Below are 16,654 nucleotides of genomic sequence, written 5' to 3' on the forward strand. Positions count from 1 at the left end.
CTCACTCCACGGTGAAGTCGGCGGGGCCGGTCGCCGACCCGGCGGGCGTCAGCACGGTCGGCCGCCCGCTGGTCGCGCCCACCGGGACGGTCGCCCGCACGCTGTCGTCGGTGACCTCGGCGGCCGGGGCGTCGGCCCCGCCGAACCGCACCGCCGTCGCCGACCGCAGCCCGCTCCCCCGGACCAGCACCTCGGTCCCGACCGGGCCGGAGGCGGGCTCGACCGAGTGGACCTGCGGCGGCAGCGCCTGGTCACGTCCGGCCTGCGCGGGGGCCAGCAGCGTCGCGAACACCGCCCGCAGCTTCTCGGAGGTCTCCCGCGAGAACAGCCCGACCAGCGCGGCGATCGCGGCCATCCCGTAGGGGTTGACGTCGGTGGAGCCGCCGGTCGGGGAGGTCAGCCCGCCGCGCAGCACCAGGTACACGACCAGTGCCAGCAGCGCGCCGGTGAACGGCAGGAACAGGTACATCATCAGCCAGCTGCGGCGCAGCGACCGGTTGCCGACGTACCAGAACAGCGACCGCATCGCGTGCACGGTCGCGCCGACCGCCCCGGCGGCGAGCACGACGACGAACAGGCTGGCCTCCCGCGAGACCCGCGCCGTCCACCCGAACAGGTCCACGCGGACGGCGGGGACGCGTTCGGGCTGGGCGGCGGCCGACGCGGGCAGCGGCGGCGGCCACACCTGCACCAGCACGACGAGCAGCCCCACCACCAGGACGACCAGCAGCCCCGCCACCGCCACGATGTCCCGGGTCCGCGCGAACCCCGACCCCACCGGAGACTCAATACCCACGCGGGGTTATCGCGCCCTCCGGCACTCCCGTTTCGCCCATCCGCCCGTTATGGGTCATGACGTCGTCGGCGGCTCCACGAGTTCGGCCTGGTGGTCGGCGGCCCACCGCGCGAGGTGGGCCAGGGGCCCGTTCGCGAAGGACTCGCCGAGCGGTGTGAGCCGGTAGACCGCGGCCCCGCGGGCAGGCGCCCCCTCGGCGTCGCGGACCCTGGTGACGAGCCCGCGCGATCGCAGGCGCCGCAGCGCCTGGGTCAGCACCTTGTCACTGATCCCCGCGATGCGCGGCAGGAGGTCGTTGCGTCGCGTCGGCCCCGCGCGCAGGGCGGAGAGCACGACGGGATCCCAGGTGTGGTGGATGAGTTCGGCCGCCGCGCGCACATGGCAGTCGGACGCGAACGCCGGGCAGTTCTCCTCGATCACGGGTTCCAGTGTCACACCGGCCTCCTACCAATTGGTAGGAGCCGCGTTCGTAGCGTTCCGAGGGCATCGCTTCCGAACGAAGGAGATCGCTGTGAACGTGGGGATCCTGGGCACCGGCGACCTGGCCGTGACGCTGGGCCGGGTCTGGGCCGCGGCCGGCCACCCGCTGTCGGTGACGGGGCGGAACGGGCGGCGCGCCGACGAGGCCGCCGGCCGGATCGGCCATGCCGCCGCCCCGGTGGCCCCCGCCGGCTTCGCGGCTCGGGCCGACGTGGTCGTGGTGGCGCTCCCCTGGGAGGGCCTGGAGACGGGGCTGTCCCTCGTCGGCGGCCCCCGGGGGGCGCTGGCCGGCAAGACCGTGCTCGACTGCACCAACCCGGTCGACTACGGGACCGGGACGCTCAAGCCCGCGACCGGCTCGGCGGCCGAACTCGTGGCCCGCACGGCCGCGGGGGCGCACGTGGTGAAGGCGCTCCACCTGTTCGCGGGCGCCTCGTGGCCGTACGAGGGGCCGCGGGACACGGCGCCGGTCGTGGCCCTGTGCGGGGACGAGGCGAGCGCGCTCGATCACGCCGCGGCGCTGGTCCGGGACCTCGGCGGGCGGGCCGCCGTGGTCGGGGGGCTCGACGGCTCGCGGCAACTGGAGGAGGCGGCGGGGTTCGTCATGAGGGTCGTGGCCGCGGGTCACAACCCGCGGTTCGCCGTCCCCGACGTGGACCCGGCCGCCCTTCGGGCCGCGACCGGCTGAACCGGCCGGCACCGGTGGTGTCAGGGGCGCCACAGGCGGACGGTGCGGTCGCCGCCGCCGGTGGCCAGGGTCCTGCCGTCGGGGCTGAACGCCACCGACAGGACGGGCTCGATGTGGCCGGTCAGGGGCTGGCCGACGGGGGCGCGCGAGGCGACGTCCCACAGGCGCACCGTCCTGTCCTCGCCGCCGGTGGCCAGCGTCCTGCCGTCAGGCGTGAACGCCACCGACCAGACCTCGCCGGTGTGACCGGTGAGGGGCTTGCCGATCGGGGCGCGTGAGGCCACGTCCCACAGCCGCACCGTCCGGTCGACGCCGCCGGTGGCCAGGGTCTCCCCGTCAGGGCTGAACGCCACCGACAGGACGGTGTCGGTGTGCCCGGTGAGGGGCTTGCCGATCATGCTGCGCGAGGCGACGTCCCACAGCCGCGCCGAGTCGTCGGCCCCGCCGGTGGCCAGGGTCTCGCCGTCGGGGCTGAACGCCACCGACCAGACCCAGCCGGTGTGACCGGCCAGGGGCCGGCCGATCGGGGCGTGCGAGGCGGCGTCCCACAGGCGCGCCGTCCTGTCCTCGCCGCCGGTGGCCAGGGTCCTGCCGTCGGGACTGAACGCCACCGACCGGACCCGTCCGGTGGCGAGGGGCTGACCGGTCGCGGTGCGCTGGGCGGCGTCCCACAGCCGCACCGTCCCGTCGGCGCCGCCGCTGGCCAGAGCCTTGCCGTCGGGACTGAACGCCACCGAGAAGACGGCGTCGGTGTGGCCGGTGAGGGGCCGGCCGGCCGGGGCGCGCCGGGCGACGTCCCACAGCCGCACCGCCTTGTCCTCCCCGCCGCAGACGGCCAGGGTCCTGCCGTCGGGGCTGAACGCGAGGGCGTTGACGCTGCCGAGGTCGCCGGTGGGGAACTGGCCGGCGGCGACGGGCGTGCGGTTCCAGCGGGGGTGGTCGGGCGGACGGGTGAGCAGGTAGACGGCGGCGGCGATGAGCGCCGCGACCGCGACGACGGCCGAGAGGATCTTCAGGCGGCTGCCGCGGGGCGCGCGGGGGGCGCGGGCGGGCCGGTGCAGGACCTTCGTCGGCTCGGCGGGCCGCGCGGCGATCCGGCGCAGGGCGACGGCGGCGGCGACGGCGGTGGGCCGCCGGGCGGGTTCGCGGCGCATCAGGTCGCGCAGGACGGGTTTGAGCTCCTGGGCGCGGGCCGTGGGGGCGGGGGCGCCGCGGCTGACCGCCAGCAGCAGCGCCGCGGTCGTGTGCCCGGTGAACGCGGGACGGCCCTCGACGGCGTGGTAGAGGGTCGCGCCCAGGGACCACAGGTCGGACGCCGGGGTGGCCTGGTGGTCGTTGATCTGCTCGGGGGCCATGTAGGAGGGGGTGCCCAGCAGCGCCCCGTACGGGGTCAGGGTGGCCTCGCCCGTCACCGCCGCGACCCCGAAGTCGGTGACCACCACCCGGTCGCCCTCCAGCAGCACGTTGGCGGGCTTGATGTCGCGGTGCACGATCCCGGCCGCGTGCGCGGCGGCCAGCGCCTCGCAGATCCCGGCGCCGATCCGGGCGACCTCGGCCTCCGGCAGCGGCCCGCCGTCCTTGACGATCCGGTCCAGCGAGGGGCCCCGCACCAGCTCCATCACGATCCAGGGCAGGCCGTCCCGGTCGTGGAACTGGTCGTGGACGGTGATGATGCCCGGATGCTTGAGCATCCCCGCCGCCCGGCCCTCCCGGTCCATCCGCGCGACCATCGCCGCCCGCGTCTCGTCGTCCATCCCGGACGGGAGCTTGACCTGCTTCAGGACGACCTCGCGCCCGATGCGCTCGTCCATCGCGCGCCAGGCCGCGCCCATACCGCCCTCGCCCAGCACTTCCAGCAGGCGGTAACGGCCGATGACCAGCCTTCCCGCGTCCCTCGTCACATCCTGTACGTAACCATTCACGCCGGACCCATCCACGCCGGGCCCCGGGAACATGCCCGCGATGACCTGGCCGGCGGCCTCACCCGCCCCGCGCGGTGATCCGGGCGAAGTCGTCGATCACCGCGCCGCCCGCGTCGGCGGACCAGACCGGGGCGCAGACCATCGGGGGCAGGCCGGACACCGGCACGGTGACCACGCGGGGGTCGTGCGGGCTCACCGAGGTGACCGTCAGGTGGATCACGTCTCCCCCGGCGACCAGGACGACCGCCTCCTCGAGCGAGGCGGACCTGTGCCGGGGCACCCGGCGCAGCGGGGTCCCGCCGGGGGTGGCCGGGGGCGTCCACAGGTCGGCGAGCCGCTGCGGCATGCCGCTCGGGTACAGGAGGTCCTGGCCGGCCAGTTCCTCGACGTCGACGCCGGCGCGCCGCCCCAGCGGGTGTCCGGCAGCCACCAGCGCCGCCCGCTCCCGGTGGAACCACGCCGGGCCGACGTGGAAGCCCATGGCCTCGACGCGCGCGGGATCGGCGGGCAGCCAGCCGACGAAGACGTCCACCGGCCAGCGGTTCCCCCACCGGGCCGGGTCGGTGTTGGGGTGCGCCGAACGCACCACGGCGCAGCGGGGGCGGGCGCGTTCGAACGCCCGGATCGGCCCGTCGACCGCGGCGGCGGGCAGGCTGGTCGCGACGCCGACGCGCAGCACCTCGGTGCGCGCGCCGCTCCGCGCCTCCTCCAGCGCCCGTTCCATCCGCCGGTACGCGGGCTGGAGCTCGGCGCGCAGCCGTTCGCCCAGCGGCGTCAGCCGGACCCGCCGGCTCGTCCGCTCGAACAGCGGGGCGCCGACCCGGCGTTCCAGCGCGCGCACCGCCTGGCTCACGCGAGGGGCGGACACGCCGAGCCGCGCGGCCGCGCGGCCGAAGTGCAGCTCCCGGGCCACCTCCAGGAACGCCTCGATCTCGCGCATCTCCATGCACCCATTGTGACGCCGGGCTTAACGACCGTGGCGGGATCCGTCGTTGATCGCGTTACGCCGCGCGGCCAGCCTGGAAGGACTATGGGACTCGAAGAGCACCTTCCCGGGGACTTCCTGCTCACGACCGTCGAGGCGATGGCCGGCCGGGCGCGCAGGTCGTCGATGTGGCCGATGACGTTCGGGCTGGCCTGCTGCGGCATGGAGCTGATGGCCGTCGGCGATCCGCGGCACGACTTCTCGCGGTGGGGGATGGAGCGCGCCTCGGCCACCCCCCGCCAGGCCGACCTCATGGTCGTGGCCGGGCGGGTGAGCCAGAAGATGGCCCCGGTGCTGCGGCGGCTGTACGACCAGATGGCCGAGCCCAAGTGGGTCATCGCGATGGGCGTGTGCGCCTCCTCGGGCGGCATGTTCAACAACTACGCGGTCGTGCAGGGCGTCGACCACATCGTCCCGGTGGACATCTACCTGCCCGGCTGCCCGCCGCGGCCGGAGATGCTGCTGGACGCGATCCTCAAGCTGCACGACAGGGTCCAGGACACGAAACTGGGCGCCCACCGCCGCGCCGAGATCGCGATGCGGGAACGGGCCCGCCTCGCCCGCCTCCCCCTGATCAACACGCGCCCCGACCTCCGCTGACGCGCGTCGGCACGTCCACCGGCGGTCGAGCCGTTCCCTGAGGCGGTGCCTCAGGCTCTCATCGCCGTGCCCGGGAAAGGCGTCGGGGCGGAGCTCCCGGCGAAGCGCCGGCGACCAGCCCTTCGGCCTGTTCGGCGAGGGGCGCCCCGCTCACGCGTCACGCGCCACCGCCCCATCGGTGGTGGTCGACGAGGGCCGCAGCGGACGATTCGGGTGTCCCTGTGGGGGTGGCATGAACGTTCCCGCGCCGGGCGGCCGCGCACTTGAGTGCGCTGCGGCTCAGATCGTGGGCGGTCGTCGGTCTCCGGCGTCGGGGCCTCCCGGATCGCGAAGCGATGTCGCGCTCGCCAAGATCTGGTGAGGCGCGAGCCCCGGGGCGAGCGCCGTGGGCCAGGGCTTTGGAACACCGGCTAGGAGAGGTACGTCTCGATCAGGTCGGTGGCTCGGCGGGTGCCTCCCTCTTCGGCGGTCTCGGTGCGGATCCCCTTCAGGGCCGTGGCGACGTCGGGGGACGTGGTCAGGTGGTCCAGGGCCTCGCGGAGGGCCGGGGCGGTCGCCTCGCCGGTGTCCAGGCGGCGGGCGACGCCGAGCTCGACGAGGCGGTCGGCGTTCATGAACTGGTCCACCGCCTGGGGTACGGCGATCATCGGGACGCCGTAGTACAGGCCCTCGTTCGCGCCGCCGCTGCCCGCGTGGGTGACGAACAGGTCCGCCTCCTTCAGGACGGCCTTCTGCGGCACCCAGCGGTGGACCTCGACATTGCCGGGGATCGGGCCGAGGGCGGCCTCGTCGACGTGCTTGCCGATCTGGAGGACCAGGTGCCAGCCGGGCAGGTCGCCGAACGCCCGCAGGCACTCCCGGTAGAAGTCGGGCTGGTCGGTGAAGGTCGAGCCGAGGGAGACCAGCGCGACGCGGGAGCCGTCGGCGGGGCGCCGCCAGCTCTCCTCCAGGTCGAGGGGCAGGCAGGGGCCGACGAACGTGTAGCGGTCCGGGTCGACGCGGTCGGCGTTGGGCTGCATGGCGCGCGGGATCAGCGCCAGGCAGCGGTCGGGGCGGCCGGAGAAGCGCTGGGGGTCGGTGTCGGCGACGCCGTTGTCGGCCAGCCACCGTTCGAAGCGTGCGAAGTAGGAGGCCCCGGTCGGGGTGGCGCGGACCGAGTCCATGAACTCGGCCATGTCCTCCTCGTAGCCCTCCCAGGCCACGGCGGACGGCGACAGCTGGACGGCGGGCACCCCGTAGCGCTCGGCGAGCACGCGGCCGGTGTAGCCGGTGATGTCGTAGAGAACCAGGTCGGGGCGGTCCTCGTCGTAGACGGCGGTGAGCTGCGGGAGCATCGCGATCGAGTCGTCCAGGAAGACGGCCATCTGGCCCGCGGGGTCCTCGGGCCAGTCGGAGGGGTGCTCGGTCCCCTCGTGCGGGAGCGTCGAGCGGTAGACGACGGGCTCGGCCCCGGTCGCGGCGATGCGGTCGGCGTAGACGGCGTCGTTGGCGTAGGTGACCCGGTGGCCCCGGGCCGCCAGCTCCCGGATGATCTCCAGGCTCGGGTTGACGTGCCCGGGGAACGGGGTGCTGACCATGGCGATGTGGGCGGGACGGGTCATGCGTCTGCTCCGATCACTCCGAGACGAGACGGTTCGTCTCGTTGTGTGCTCCACCATGCCGGAGGGACGGTCGCGTGTCAAGACGAGACGTCTCGGTTCGTTCGGGGGTAGGTTCGGGGCATGACGCGATCACCCTCCAGTGGCGCCCCGGGCCGGGGGCCCGATCCGGGACGGCGCAGCGAACGGTCCCGCCGCGCGATCCTCACCGCCACCCGCGAGCTGGTCTTCGAGGTCGGGTATCCCGGGCTGACGATCGAGGCGATCGCGGCGCGGGCCGGGGTCGGCAAGCAGACGATCTACCGCTGGTGGCCGTCCAAGGGCGCGGTGATGTTCGACGCGCTGCTGCACGAGGCGCGGCAGGAGGGCCCGGCGCTGCCCGACACCGGGGACCTGGCCGCCGACATGCGGACGGTGCTGCGCGCGATCGTCGACGAGTTCGACGACCCGGTGCTGGACCGCATGACCCGCGCCCTCGGCAACGAGATCAACAACGATCCGCGCCTGGGCGCCGACATGCTGGAACGCCTCCTCGGCCCCCAGCTGGAGGTGACCGCGGAACGGCTGCGCGCCGCCCAGCGCGCCGGCCAGGCCGCCTCCGGCATCGACCTGCCGGCGGCGGTCGAGATGTTCTACGCGCCGCTGTTCTACCGCTGGATGCTGCGCACCGGCCCGCTGACCCACGCCTACGCCGACACGGTCACGGCGATGGCCGTACGGGCGATCGCCCCCTGACCGGAAGCCCGATATCTCCCTGAATCACCCCAATCAATTACAAATTGGTGGAGTCTTCACGATTACGCCATCCCCGGGGGTGCGGCGGCCCTACGCTCGCGCGCATGCGCCGAACAGCAGCAGCATTCACGACCGTCCTGGCCGCCGGTCTGGTCACCGCGACCGGCACCGGGACGGCCCAGGCGGAGCCCGGCCCCTGCGCCGTGCCCGCCACCCACCAGATCGCCCAGGTCCAGGGCGACGGCAACGCCTCCCCGCTCGCCGGACAGACCGTCCGCGTCGAGGGCGTCGTCACCGGGGACTTCCAGCGGGCGGACCAGCTCAAGGGCTTCTTCGTCCAGGACCCCACCCCCGACGCGGACCCCGCGACCTCCGACGGCCTGTTCGTCTACTCGACGCAGGACGTCAAGCCCGGTGACCGCGTGCTGGTCACCGGCAAGGTGGTCGAGTTCAACAAGCTGACCGAGCTGTCGCCGGTCACCGCCGTCGACGTGTGCGGGACCGGCAAGGCCACCCCCGCCAAGGTGCGGCTGCCGCTCGCCAAGGGCGCGACCCTGGAGCGGTACGAGGGCGTCCTGGTGCGCTTCACGCAGAAGCTCACCGCCACCGAGACCTACGGGCTCGGCCGGTACGGCGAGATCGCGCTGTCGCAGGGCGGGCGGCTGTTCCAGCCGACCGAGGGCCACGGCGACACCCAGGCGGGGAACAACGCCCGCCGCGTGCTGCTGGACGACGGCTCCACCGTGCAGAACCCCAAGCCGGTGCCGCACAGCCGGAAGGGCCGCGTCCCGCGCGCCGGCGACACGGTCTCCGGGCTCACCGGCGTGATGCACGAGGCGTTCAACGCCTACCGCGTGCAGCCGGTGGGGTCGCCGCGCTTCGCGCCCACCAACCCGCGCCCGAAGAAGCCGCAGCCGGTCGGCGGTGAGATCCGCGTCGCCAGCTTCAACACCCTCAACTGGTTCACCACGCTCAACAAGCGCGGCGCCGACTCCACGGCCGAACAGGAACGCCAGATCGCCAAGCTCGTCTCCGCCCTCAAGGGCCTGAACGCCGACGTCGTCGGCCTCATGGAGGTCGAGAACAACGGCGACACCGCGATCAAGGCCCTGGTGGACCGGCTGAACGCCGCCGTCGGCGCCGGCACCTACACCTGGGTGAAGCACCCCAGGCCGGGCACCGACGAGATCCACGTCACCGCGATCTACAAGCCCGCCAAGGTGAGGCCGGTCGGCGCGCCCTCCTCCTCCGACGCCCCGGTGTTCGAGCGCCCGCCGCTGGTGCAGACGTTCCAGAAGGTGCGCGGCGGCGTGCCGTTCACCCTGGTCGTCAACCACTTCAAGTCCAAGGGCTGCGGCGGCGCGACCGGCCCGGACGCCGACCAGGGCGACGGCCAGAGCTGCTGGAACGCCCGCCGCGTCACCCAGGCCAAGGCCATCGCCGACCTGGCCCGGGGGCTGCGCAACCCGATCGTGCTCGGCGACCTGAACGCCTACTCCGCCGAGGACCCGATCAAGGCCCTGAAGACGGCGGGCCTGGCCAGCCAGACCGAGCGGTTCGTCCGCCGGGAGCAGCGCTACAGCTACGTGTTCCAGGGCCAGTCCGGCGAGCTGGACCACGTGCTGGCGGCCAGGAGCCTGGCCAGGCGGGTCACCGGCGCGACGATCTGGCACGTCAACAGCGACGAGCCGACGATCATGGACTACAACACCGAGTACAACCCGCCGGAGATGTACGCGCCCGACGCGTACCGCTCCAGCGACCACGACCCGGTGCTGATCGGTCTCGACCTGCGCAAGTGACGCCTCCGTCCCCGACGCCCCGTCCGGTCCCCGGGCGGGGCGTCGCCCGTCCGCGGGGTCAGGAGGCGGGCAGCCCCCCGAACAGGCCGAGGTACTCCTCGAAGTCCAGCCGCCCGTCGCCGTCGGTGTCGGCCTCGGCGAACAGCTCGCGCAGCAGGTCCTCGGGCGCGTTCATGCCGAGCGCGGCGACCGCCCGCCGCATCTCGTCGAAGCTGACCGTTCCGTCGGAGTCGGCGTCGAAGTCGTCGAACGCCTGGCGCAACTCGGCACGGGCGGTGTCGTCCAGCTTGGCCATGGCCGGGTCTCCCCTTCGTCGTCCGGCGCCCGTCTGCGGGCCCCTCCCACCTTGGCAGAATCCGCCCCCTCGTGCGGCGCCCCGCGCGCCGCACGGCGTTCCCGCAGGAAGATGACCTTTTCCCGGGGCCGAACCCGCCCGGAGGGGCGCGCATCGTAGGGGTATGAGCGCCGGGCCGGCCGCTCGGAACGTCGGGCACCTCGCCGACGGCGGCCCACGGGGAACGTGACGTCCGGCGGGAACAGGGGCACGGAGCATGGCAGTGGCGGCACTGCGCAGGGACGACCCGGTCCGGCTGGGCGACTACCACCTGCTCGGCAGGCTCGGAGAGGGCGGGCAGGGCACCGTCTACCTGGGGCGGCGCGGGGACGCCGGGGAGCAGGCGGCGGTCAAGCTGCTCGGCGCGCAGGCGGCCGAGAGCGAGACCGCGCGGATGCGGTTCATGCGGGAGTTCGAGGTCGCGATGCAGGTGGACGACTTCTGCACCGCGCGGGTCCTGGACGTGGGGATGCAGGACGGGCGGCCGTTCATCGTCAGCGAGTACGTGCCGGGCCCGTCGCTGTACCGGCAGGTCACCGAGCACGGCCCGCTGACCGGCGGCGAGCTGCAGCGCGTGGCGATCGGCATGGCGACCGCGCTGGTGGCGATCCACCAGCGGGGCATCGTGCACCGCGACCTCAAACCGCAGAACGTGCTGCTCGGCCCGTCCGGCGCACGGGTGATCGACTTCGGGATCGCGCGGGCGCTGGACGTGTCCACCCAGACCACCCGGATGATCGGCACCCCGCTCTACATGGCCCCCGAGCAGGTGCGGGCCGAGTCGGCGGCCCCGCCCATCGACGTGTTCGCCTGGGCGACGACCGTGGTGTTCGCGGCGACCGGCGCCCCGCCGTTCGGCGCGGACTCGCTGCCCGCCGTGATCAACCGGATCCTCAACGACGAGCCCGACCTCGGCGACCTCACCGGCCGCCTCCGGGAGATCGCCGCGCTGTGCCTGGCCAAGGACCCGGAGCGGCGGCCCGACGCGGCGCAGGTGCTGCTGTGGCTGCTAGGCAAGGACCTGGCGCCGCCGCGGCCGCCCGCCGCCGCGCCGGCCTCGGCCGAGCTCCAGGCGATCCCGCGGGAGGTCCTGGTGGAGGGGCGCAAGCTGGCGGAGCTGCGGCGGTCCGACGCCGCGACGCGCTCCACCGGGGGGACGGCGACGGACCCGGCGGACCTGTCGTTCGGGGAACGCGGCCGGACCAGCCCCGCCGGGGGCCGGGCCGACTGGGGCGGTGCCCCGACCCCGCCGCCCCAGATGCCGCAGACGCCGCTACCGCCGCACACCCCGCCTCCGGCCGGGGGCTACCCCATGGCGCCCCGGCCGCCGCACGGCGAGGCGACCTGGCCTCCCCCGGCGCCCCGGGCGCGGAAGGGCTCGGGGCTGCGGTGGGTGATCGCCGCCTCGGTGGTCGCGGTGCTGCTGGCCGGAGCGCTGGCGCTGCTCCTGCTGCTGCCCCGGCTGCTGGCCTCCGACGGGAACGGCGGCGGGTACGAGACCCGCAGCCCGCAGCCCACGCACACGGTGACCAGCAGCCCCTACGGCGGGCAGGGCGACGGTTACGGCACCCACTACTGAGCCGGGCTCAGGGCCTTCCGGGTTCGGTGCGCGGCTGGGCGGGGGCCGGGCGGCCGGTCAGGTGGCGCAGGGTCCCGGTCAGCTCCAGCAGATGGTCCAGCCGGTCGGGCCGGTGGTCCAGGCGCAGGCCGACCGACGCGGCCGTGGCGCGGCGGCGGACCATCAGCAGCGCCGCCAGGCCCGCCGAGTCGCACAGCCCGAGGCCGGCGCAGTCCAGCTCCAGGACGGCCAGGCCCGCCTCGTCCTCCAGCGGCGGCAGGACCGTCGCGAGGAACCGGCCGGACGTCAGGTAGTCCAGGTCGCCGTCCAGCCGGACGCGCAGCGTGCGCGGGTCGCGGCGGGTGAGGGTCAGGTTCAGCGGCGGGGGCGGGGCCTCGCTCACGCGCGCCCGCCCGGCAGGTCCGCGGTGACCGGGCTCCGCCCGAGGGACCGGTCCAGGGCGCGGTGCGCGCCGGTCAGCAGGGTGTGGGCGCGCGGGAAGTCCCCGAGCTGGTCGGCGAGCAGTTCCAGGCCCGGCAGCAGGCCGCGGGCCGGGACGCCGCGCGCGGTCAGGATCCCGGCGGTCCAGGTCAGGAACACGTCGAACAGGCCGGGGTCGTCCAGGTACAGCGCGGTGCCCAGGAACTCCACGATGTGGGCGACGTCCTCGGCCGTGTGCCGCAGCTGCTGGTCGGTGTAGCCGGCCATGGCCGGGAGGCGTGCGGGCAGTCCGGTCATCACGGCCCGCACCAGCAGCGCCGCCGACCGGGTGACGTGCGTGTACTCCTGGTCGGCCAGGTGCGGCAGGTCGTCGATGGCCTGGCGCGCCGGGCGCGGGGCGGGCGGCGGGTCGGTGGCGAGCAGGGCGGCGGCGGCCCGGGCGTCGGGGGCCCAGGCGTCGGCGCCCAGGCGGCGCGCGTACCGGCCGTCGGACCCGAACGCGGCCCCGCCCACCAGCACGGGGGTACCGGTGGCCTGGCAGGCGGTGATGGCGGTGTGCGCGGCCGGCAGGCGGGTGGCGACCGACGAGGACAGCGCGACCACGTCGGGTCCGCCGCGGTGCAGGTGCGCGACCAGGTGCGGGGTGGGGACGTGCGCGCCCAGGTAGTCGACCTTCCAGCCGCGCAGGCGCAGCACCTCGGCCAGCAGCCGGGCGGGCATCCCGTGCCACTCGCCGTCGATGCAGGCGACCACGGCGTGCCCGGCGTGCCCGGTCGGGCGGGCGCGGAGGTCCGGGTGGTGGGCGAGCGCGCCGATGACGCGCTCGTTGACGGCGGTGGCGGTGTGCTCCTGGGCGACGCCGATCCGGTTGGCGGCCCACTCGCGGCCGACCCGTTCCTGGACCGGCGCGACGACCTCCAGCAGCAGCGTCTCGGCGTCCAGCCCGGCCCGCACCGCGTCCAGCGCGACGTCGGCGGCGGCGTACTCGTCGCCCGCCACCGCGGCGTGCCACAGCGGCCCGGTCCAGGATGCCGGGTCGGCGCCCGCCCCGGTGCCGCTCGTCGCGCCCGTCATGTGGTGAACCTTCCCGGCCCGTGCCCGTCGACGGCGCTCAGGTGGTGGCGCCGGGGAGCGGTGATGGCGATCACGGCCATGTCGTCGTGGGGTCCGTCGCCGCCCCACCGGGAGGCCAGCATGTGGACGCGTTCGGCCAGCGCCTCGGGCGGCATCCCGGCGCACCGGGCGAGCTCCTCGCGCAGGCGGTCGTGGCCGAACTGCTCGTCGCCCAGCGGGCCGCCGGTGGACTCGGTGATGCCGTCGGTGTAGAGCAGGCAGGTGTCGCCGGGCTCCAGCACCGCGGTCCGGGTGGTGGCGACGACCTCGTCCAGCACGCCGATCAGCGAGCCGCGCGTCTCGACGGTCTCCACCCGCCCGTCGCCGCGCACGATGTACGGCGGGACGTGCCCGGCGCTGGTGAGCCGGATCTCCAACCGCGGGCCGACGGGGCGTACCGACGCCAGGACCAGGGTGACGAACCGGGTGGAGTCGTCGCGCAGCATCACCCGGTTGAGCATGCCCAGCATGCGCTGGTGGTCTCCGGCCATCGGCAGCAGCGCCTGGAGGGCGTGCCGGACCTTGCCGGTGAGCACGGCGGCCTCCAGGCCCTTGCCGCACACGTCGCCCAGCACCACCAGCGGCTCGGCGTCGGGGTCGCCGTCGGCGGCCGGGTACAGGTCGTAGAAGTCACCGCCGACGCGTTCGGTCACGCCGGAGGGCTGGTAGCGGGCGGCCAGCTCCGCCCCGTCCAGATGGTGGGCGCGGGGCGGCAGCAGCTCGCGCATCAGCGTGTCGGTGATGGCGGCCTGCTCGGCGTACAGGCGCGCCGACGACATCGCCGCCCCGGCGCGCGCCGCGAACAGCCGGGCGAACACCTCCTCGTCCTCGCCGAAGGTCTCGCGGCCGCCGCCGCGCAGCAGGATCAGCGCCCCGGCCGGGACGCCGTGGCCGGGCAGCGCCGTCACCACCATGGCGCCCGGTTCGCCCAGGTCCTCGCGGTGCGCCCAGGCGGGCGCGCCGCCGGGGTCGATCCAGCGGGACGGAACGGGCGGGAAGCCCTGCAGCGCCTCGGCCAGGCCGGGCATCTCGGCCGGGTCCAGGGCGAGGGTCTCGCGGCGGGGAAGGCCGTCGGGGCCGCAGTAGGCGACCGGGTGGCCCCGGTCCGAGCGCGGCAGGACCAGCAGCGCGGCGTCGGCCAGGTGCCGCGCGGCCAGGCGCACGGTCACCTCCATGCAGCGTTGCAGGTTCAGCGAGGACAGCAGCTCGTTGGACGCCTCGACCAGGAACGCGGTCCGCTCCCGTTCCCGCGACAGCGTCCGGGTCAGCCGCTCGTGCTCGGTGACGTCGAGAAGCCACCACACCGCGCCGCCGTCGTCCCGCCGCTCGGCGTGGGCGTCCACGGTCCGGTCGCCCAGCGGGCCCCGTACCGGCGCGGGGGCCGTGGCCGGGGCGGGCGGGGCGGCGACGAACGCCGCGTGGGCGCGGGCCAGCCAGCCGGGGACCGCGTCGACGAGCGGGGTCCCGTCGACGGCGCCCAGCAGGGCGTGCGCCGCGTCGTTGAGCCGGGTGACCAGGTCCGATGGATCGACCGTCATCGCCGCGTAGGGCGCCCGCTGCCAGGTCGGCACGGACATCTGATCCTGCGGGCCTTCCGGCCCCTGTGTCACCGTCATCTCTGTGGCCCCTGGCGCGGAACCTCCCCCTCACGTCTTTCCGATACGAGTTCCTCGACCGTAACAGCACCGAACAGTTGTCGCCAGGCAACCAAGGCTACGCCTGTGATCCTTCGCTCGTCTAACGAAGGAAGAACGGGCAGGCGGGCAGGGTTGGAAAGGTTCATGACCGTTCCCTTCTCCGTGCTCGACCTCGCGCCCGTCGCCAGCGGGTCCACCTCCGCGCAGGCGCTCCGCAACACCCTCGACCTGGCCCGGCACACCGAGCGGCTCGGCTACCACCGCTACTGGCTGGCCGAGCACCACACGATGCCGGGCATCGCCTCGGCCGCGACGTCCGTGCTGATCGGGCAGGTCGCGGCGGTCACCGAGCGGATGCGGATCGGATCGGGCGGGATCATGCTGCCCAACCACGCGCCGATGGTGGTCGCCGAGCAGTTCGGGACGCTGGAGGCCCTGTACCCGGGGCGGATCGACCTGGGACTGGGCCGCGCGCCGGGCACCGACCAGAGGACGGCGCTGGCGCTGCGCCGCTCCCCCGAGGCCCTGTCGGTGGACGACTTCCCCGAGCAGGTCCACGAGCTGCGCGGCTACTTCGAGCCGCACAGCGACGTCACCCCGGCGGCGGGCAACCGGCCGCCGGTGTGGCTGCTGGGGTCCAGCGGCTACAGCGCGCGGCTGGCGGGGCTGCTGGGACTGCCGTTCGCGTTCGCGCACCACTTCAGCGCCGAGAACACGCTTCCGGCGCTGGAGGTGTACCGCGAGTCGTTCCGGCCCTCGGCCGACCTGGACAGGCCCTACGCGATGATCGCCGTGTCGGTGACGGCGGCCGACGAGGACGACCGGGCGCGTGAGCTGGCGCAGCCGCAGGCGCTGTCGTTCCTGCGGCTGCGCCAGGGGCGGCCGGGCCCGCTGCCGACGCCGGAGGAGGCCGCGAACCACCCGTACACGCCGCTGGAGCGCGACATCATCGAGTCGCGGATCGCCGCGCAGGTGGTGGGCGGCCCGGAGGCGGTGCGGCAGCAGATGGACCTGCTGGTCAAGCGCACGGCGGCCGACGAGGTCATGGTGACCACGATGGTCTTCGACCACGCCGACCGCCTCCGCTCCTACGAGATCCTCGCCGGCCTCTACGGCCTGGGCCGCACCTCGTAGCCGAACGGGATCGTGCCCGGATCCGGCAGGACCGTGCCGCCGTCCACCGTCAGCACCGCGCCGTTGACGTAGGAGGCGTGCGGGCCGAGCAGCCACAGCACGGCGGCGGCGGCCTCCTCCGGCGTTCCGGGGCGGCCCTGCGGGACGAGCTGGGTGACCTCGGCGTACGCCTCGTCGACGTCCAGGTCGAGGGGGTCGCCGAACGCGCGCATCTCCGCGTCGGCCATCTCGGTGCGGATCCAGCCGGGGCACACGACGTTGGCGCGCACGCCCTGCCCGCCGTAGTCGACGGCGATGCTGCGGGTGAGCGTCGTCAGGCCCGCCTTGGAGGCGGCGTAGGCCGCCGCGCCGGCCGAGGCGCGCAGCGCGGCGATCGAGGAGACCGCCACGAACGCGCCCCGCGCCGCGACCAGGTGCGGCAGCGCGGCCCTGGCCAGGTGGAACACCGAGGTCAGATTGGTGTCCAGGCTGGCCTGCCAGTCCTGCGCGGTCAGGTCGAGGACGGCCCCGGGCCGCATGGTCCCGGCGTTGGCGACCACGCCGTCCAGCCGCCCGTGGGCGTCCACGACCTCGGTGACCAGGGCGGCCACCGCCTCCGGCGAGGTCACGTCGGCGACGCGGGCGTCGGCCCCGGACGCGGCGGCGACCCGCTCCAGGGCGTCCCGGCGGCGGCCGCAGATCACGGCGCGGGCCCCGGCGGCGCGGGCGCCGTGCGCGACGGCCGCGCCGATCCCGCTGCCGCCGCCGGTGATCAGGTAGACGCGTTCCTCCATGTCAGGGCTCCTCCGTGGGGTCTCGCCAAGGTGGGCGGCGGGCAGGCGTCCGGGCGAG

At 74.9% G+C, this 16,654-nt stretch carries 16 protein-coding genes; 6 read left to right on the top strand and 10 right to left on the bottom strand.

Going from position 1 to position 16,654, the window contains the following annotated elements:
• Position 1: 1 nt before the first annotated feature.
• Complete coding sequence (locus HNR61_RS49890; protein ID WP_182843273.1) at positions 2-796, bottom strand: IPT/TIG domain-containing protein; 795 nt, start codon at positions 794-796, stop codon at positions 2-4.
• A gap of 54 nt (positions 797-850) precedes the next feature.
• Positions 851-1,231 carry a winged helix-turn-helix transcriptional regulator gene (locus HNR61_RS12275; protein WP_312897871.1) on the bottom strand — a complete coding sequence of 127 codons (381 nt, stop codon included), beginning with the start codon at positions 1,229-1,231 and terminating at the stop codon, positions 851-853.
• A 76-nt stretch (positions 1,232-1,307) separates the two neighbouring features.
• Between HNR61_RS12275 and HNR61_RS12280 the strand changes: the two genes are divergently transcribed.
• Positions 1,308-1,964, top strand: a complete 657-nt coding sequence (locus HNR61_RS12280; protein WP_220509284.1) for an NADPH-dependent F420 reductase — start codon at positions 1,308-1,310, stop codon at positions 1,962-1,964.
• Between the two features lie 20 nt (positions 1,965-1,984).
• Here the strand turns inward: HNR61_RS12280 and HNR61_RS49130 are convergent, their stop codons facing one another.
• Positions 1,985-3,865: a WD40 repeat domain-containing serine/threonine protein kinase gene (locus tag HNR61_RS49130; protein ID WP_182843276.1), complete on the bottom strand. Its 1,881-nt coding sequence runs from the start codon at positions 3,863-3,865 to the stop codon at positions 1,985-1,987.
• Positions 3,866-3,944: 79 nt separating this feature from the next.
• Positions 3,945-4,832, bottom strand: coding sequence for a LysR family transcriptional regulator (locus HNR61_RS12290; RefSeq protein WP_182843277.1), 888 nt, complete (start codon positions 4,830-4,832; stop codon positions 3,945-3,947).
• Positions 4,833-4,916: 84 nt separating this feature from the next.
• On the opposite strand from HNR61_RS12290, the gene HNR61_RS12295 reads away from it, so the two are divergent.
• The gene (locus HNR61_RS12295) at positions 4,917-5,471 is read left to right on the top strand and encodes a NuoB/complex I 20 kDa subunit family protein (RefSeq protein ID WP_182843278.1); all 555 of its coding nucleotides are present in this window, start codon (positions 4,917-4,919) and stop codon (positions 5,469-5,471) included.
• Positions 5,472-5,881: 410 nt separating this feature from the next.
• Here the strand turns inward: HNR61_RS12295 and HNR61_RS12300 are convergent, their stop codons facing one another.
• The gene (locus tag HNR61_RS12300) at positions 5,882-7,129 is read right to left on the bottom strand and encodes a macrolide family glycosyltransferase (RefSeq protein WP_376770253.1); all 1,248 of its coding nucleotides are present in this window, start codon (positions 7,127-7,129) and stop codon (positions 5,882-5,884) included.
• Between the two features lie 63 nt (positions 7,130-7,192).
• Between HNR61_RS12300 and HNR61_RS12305 the strand changes: the two genes are divergently transcribed.
• Positions 7,193-7,804, top strand: coding sequence for a TetR/AcrR family transcriptional regulator (locus HNR61_RS12305; protein WP_182843280.1), 612 nt, complete (start codon positions 7,193-7,195; stop codon positions 7,802-7,804).
• A 104-nt stretch (positions 7,805-7,908) separates the two neighbouring features.
• Complete coding sequence (locus tag HNR61_RS12310; protein WP_182843281.1) at positions 7,909-9,606, top strand: ExeM/NucH family extracellular endonuclease; 1,698 nt, start codon at positions 7,909-7,911, stop codon at positions 9,604-9,606.
• A gap of 58 nt (positions 9,607-9,664) precedes the next feature.
• Here HNR61_RS12310 and HNR61_RS12315 read toward each other — a convergent pair whose 3' ends face one another.
• On the bottom strand, positions 9,665-9,901 hold the full coding sequence (locus HNR61_RS12315; protein ID WP_067815634.1) for an EF-hand domain-containing protein: 237 nt from the start codon (positions 9,899-9,901) through the stop codon (positions 9,665-9,667).
• Positions 9,902-10,157: 256 nt separating this feature from the next.
• Here HNR61_RS12315 and HNR61_RS12320 point away from each other — a divergent pair, with 256 nt between their 5' ends.
• Positions 10,158-11,519, top strand: coding sequence for a serine/threonine-protein kinase (locus HNR61_RS12320; RefSeq protein WP_182843282.1), 1,362 nt, complete (start codon positions 10,158-10,160; stop codon positions 11,517-11,519).
• Positions 11,520-11,526: 7 nt separating this feature from the next.
• Here the strand turns inward: HNR61_RS12320 and HNR61_RS12325 are convergent, their stop codons facing one another.
• The 3 genes from HNR61_RS12325 to HNR61_RS12335 are packed head-to-tail and all read right to left on the bottom strand — an operon-like array spanning position 11,527 to position 14,629.
• Positions 11,527-11,901 (bottom strand): STAS domain-containing protein, encoded by a 375-nt coding sequence (locus HNR61_RS12325; RefSeq protein ID WP_182843283.1) that lies wholly within the window; start codon positions 11,899-11,901, stop codon positions 11,527-11,529.
• The gene (locus HNR61_RS12330; protein ID WP_182843284.1) at positions 11,898-13,013 is read right to left on the bottom strand and encodes a cobalamin B12-binding domain-containing protein; all 1,116 of its coding nucleotides are present in this window, start codon (positions 13,011-13,013) and stop codon (positions 11,898-11,900) included. The genes HNR61_RS12325 and HNR61_RS12330 overlap by 4 nt, the downstream gene beginning before the upstream one ends.
• A complete protein-coding gene (locus tag HNR61_RS12335; RefSeq protein ID WP_220509285.1) occupies positions 13,010-14,629 on the bottom strand; it encodes a GAF domain-containing SpoIIE family protein phosphatase in 1,620 nt (539 codons plus the stop codon). Before HNR61_RS12335 ends, HNR61_RS12330 begins: the two co-directional genes overlap by 4 nt.
• 204 nt (positions 14,630-14,833) lie before the next feature.
• Between HNR61_RS12335 and HNR61_RS12340 the strand changes: the two genes are divergently transcribed.
• A complete protein-coding gene (locus HNR61_RS12340; RefSeq protein WP_182843286.1) occupies positions 14,834-15,823 on the top strand; it encodes an LLM class flavin-dependent oxidoreductase in 990 nt (329 codons plus the stop codon).
• On the opposite strand, the gene HNR61_RS12345 is transcribed toward HNR61_RS12340, so the two are convergent.
• Positions 15,799-16,596 carry an SDR family NAD(P)-dependent oxidoreductase gene (locus tag HNR61_RS12345; protein WP_182843287.1) on the bottom strand — a complete coding sequence of 266 codons (798 nt, stop codon included), beginning with the start codon at positions 16,594-16,596 and terminating at the stop codon, positions 15,799-15,801. The two genes, HNR61_RS12340 and HNR61_RS12345, sit on opposite strands and share 25 nt — an antisense overlap.
• Between the last annotated feature and the right edge of the window lie 58 nt (positions 16,597-16,654).

Origin of the sequence: Actinomadura kijaniata (genome assembly GCF_014138665.1) — a bacterium.
GTDB classification, from domain to species: domain Bacteria; phylum Actinomycetota; class Actinomycetes; order Streptosporangiales; family Streptosporangiaceae; genus Spirillospora; species Spirillospora kijaniata.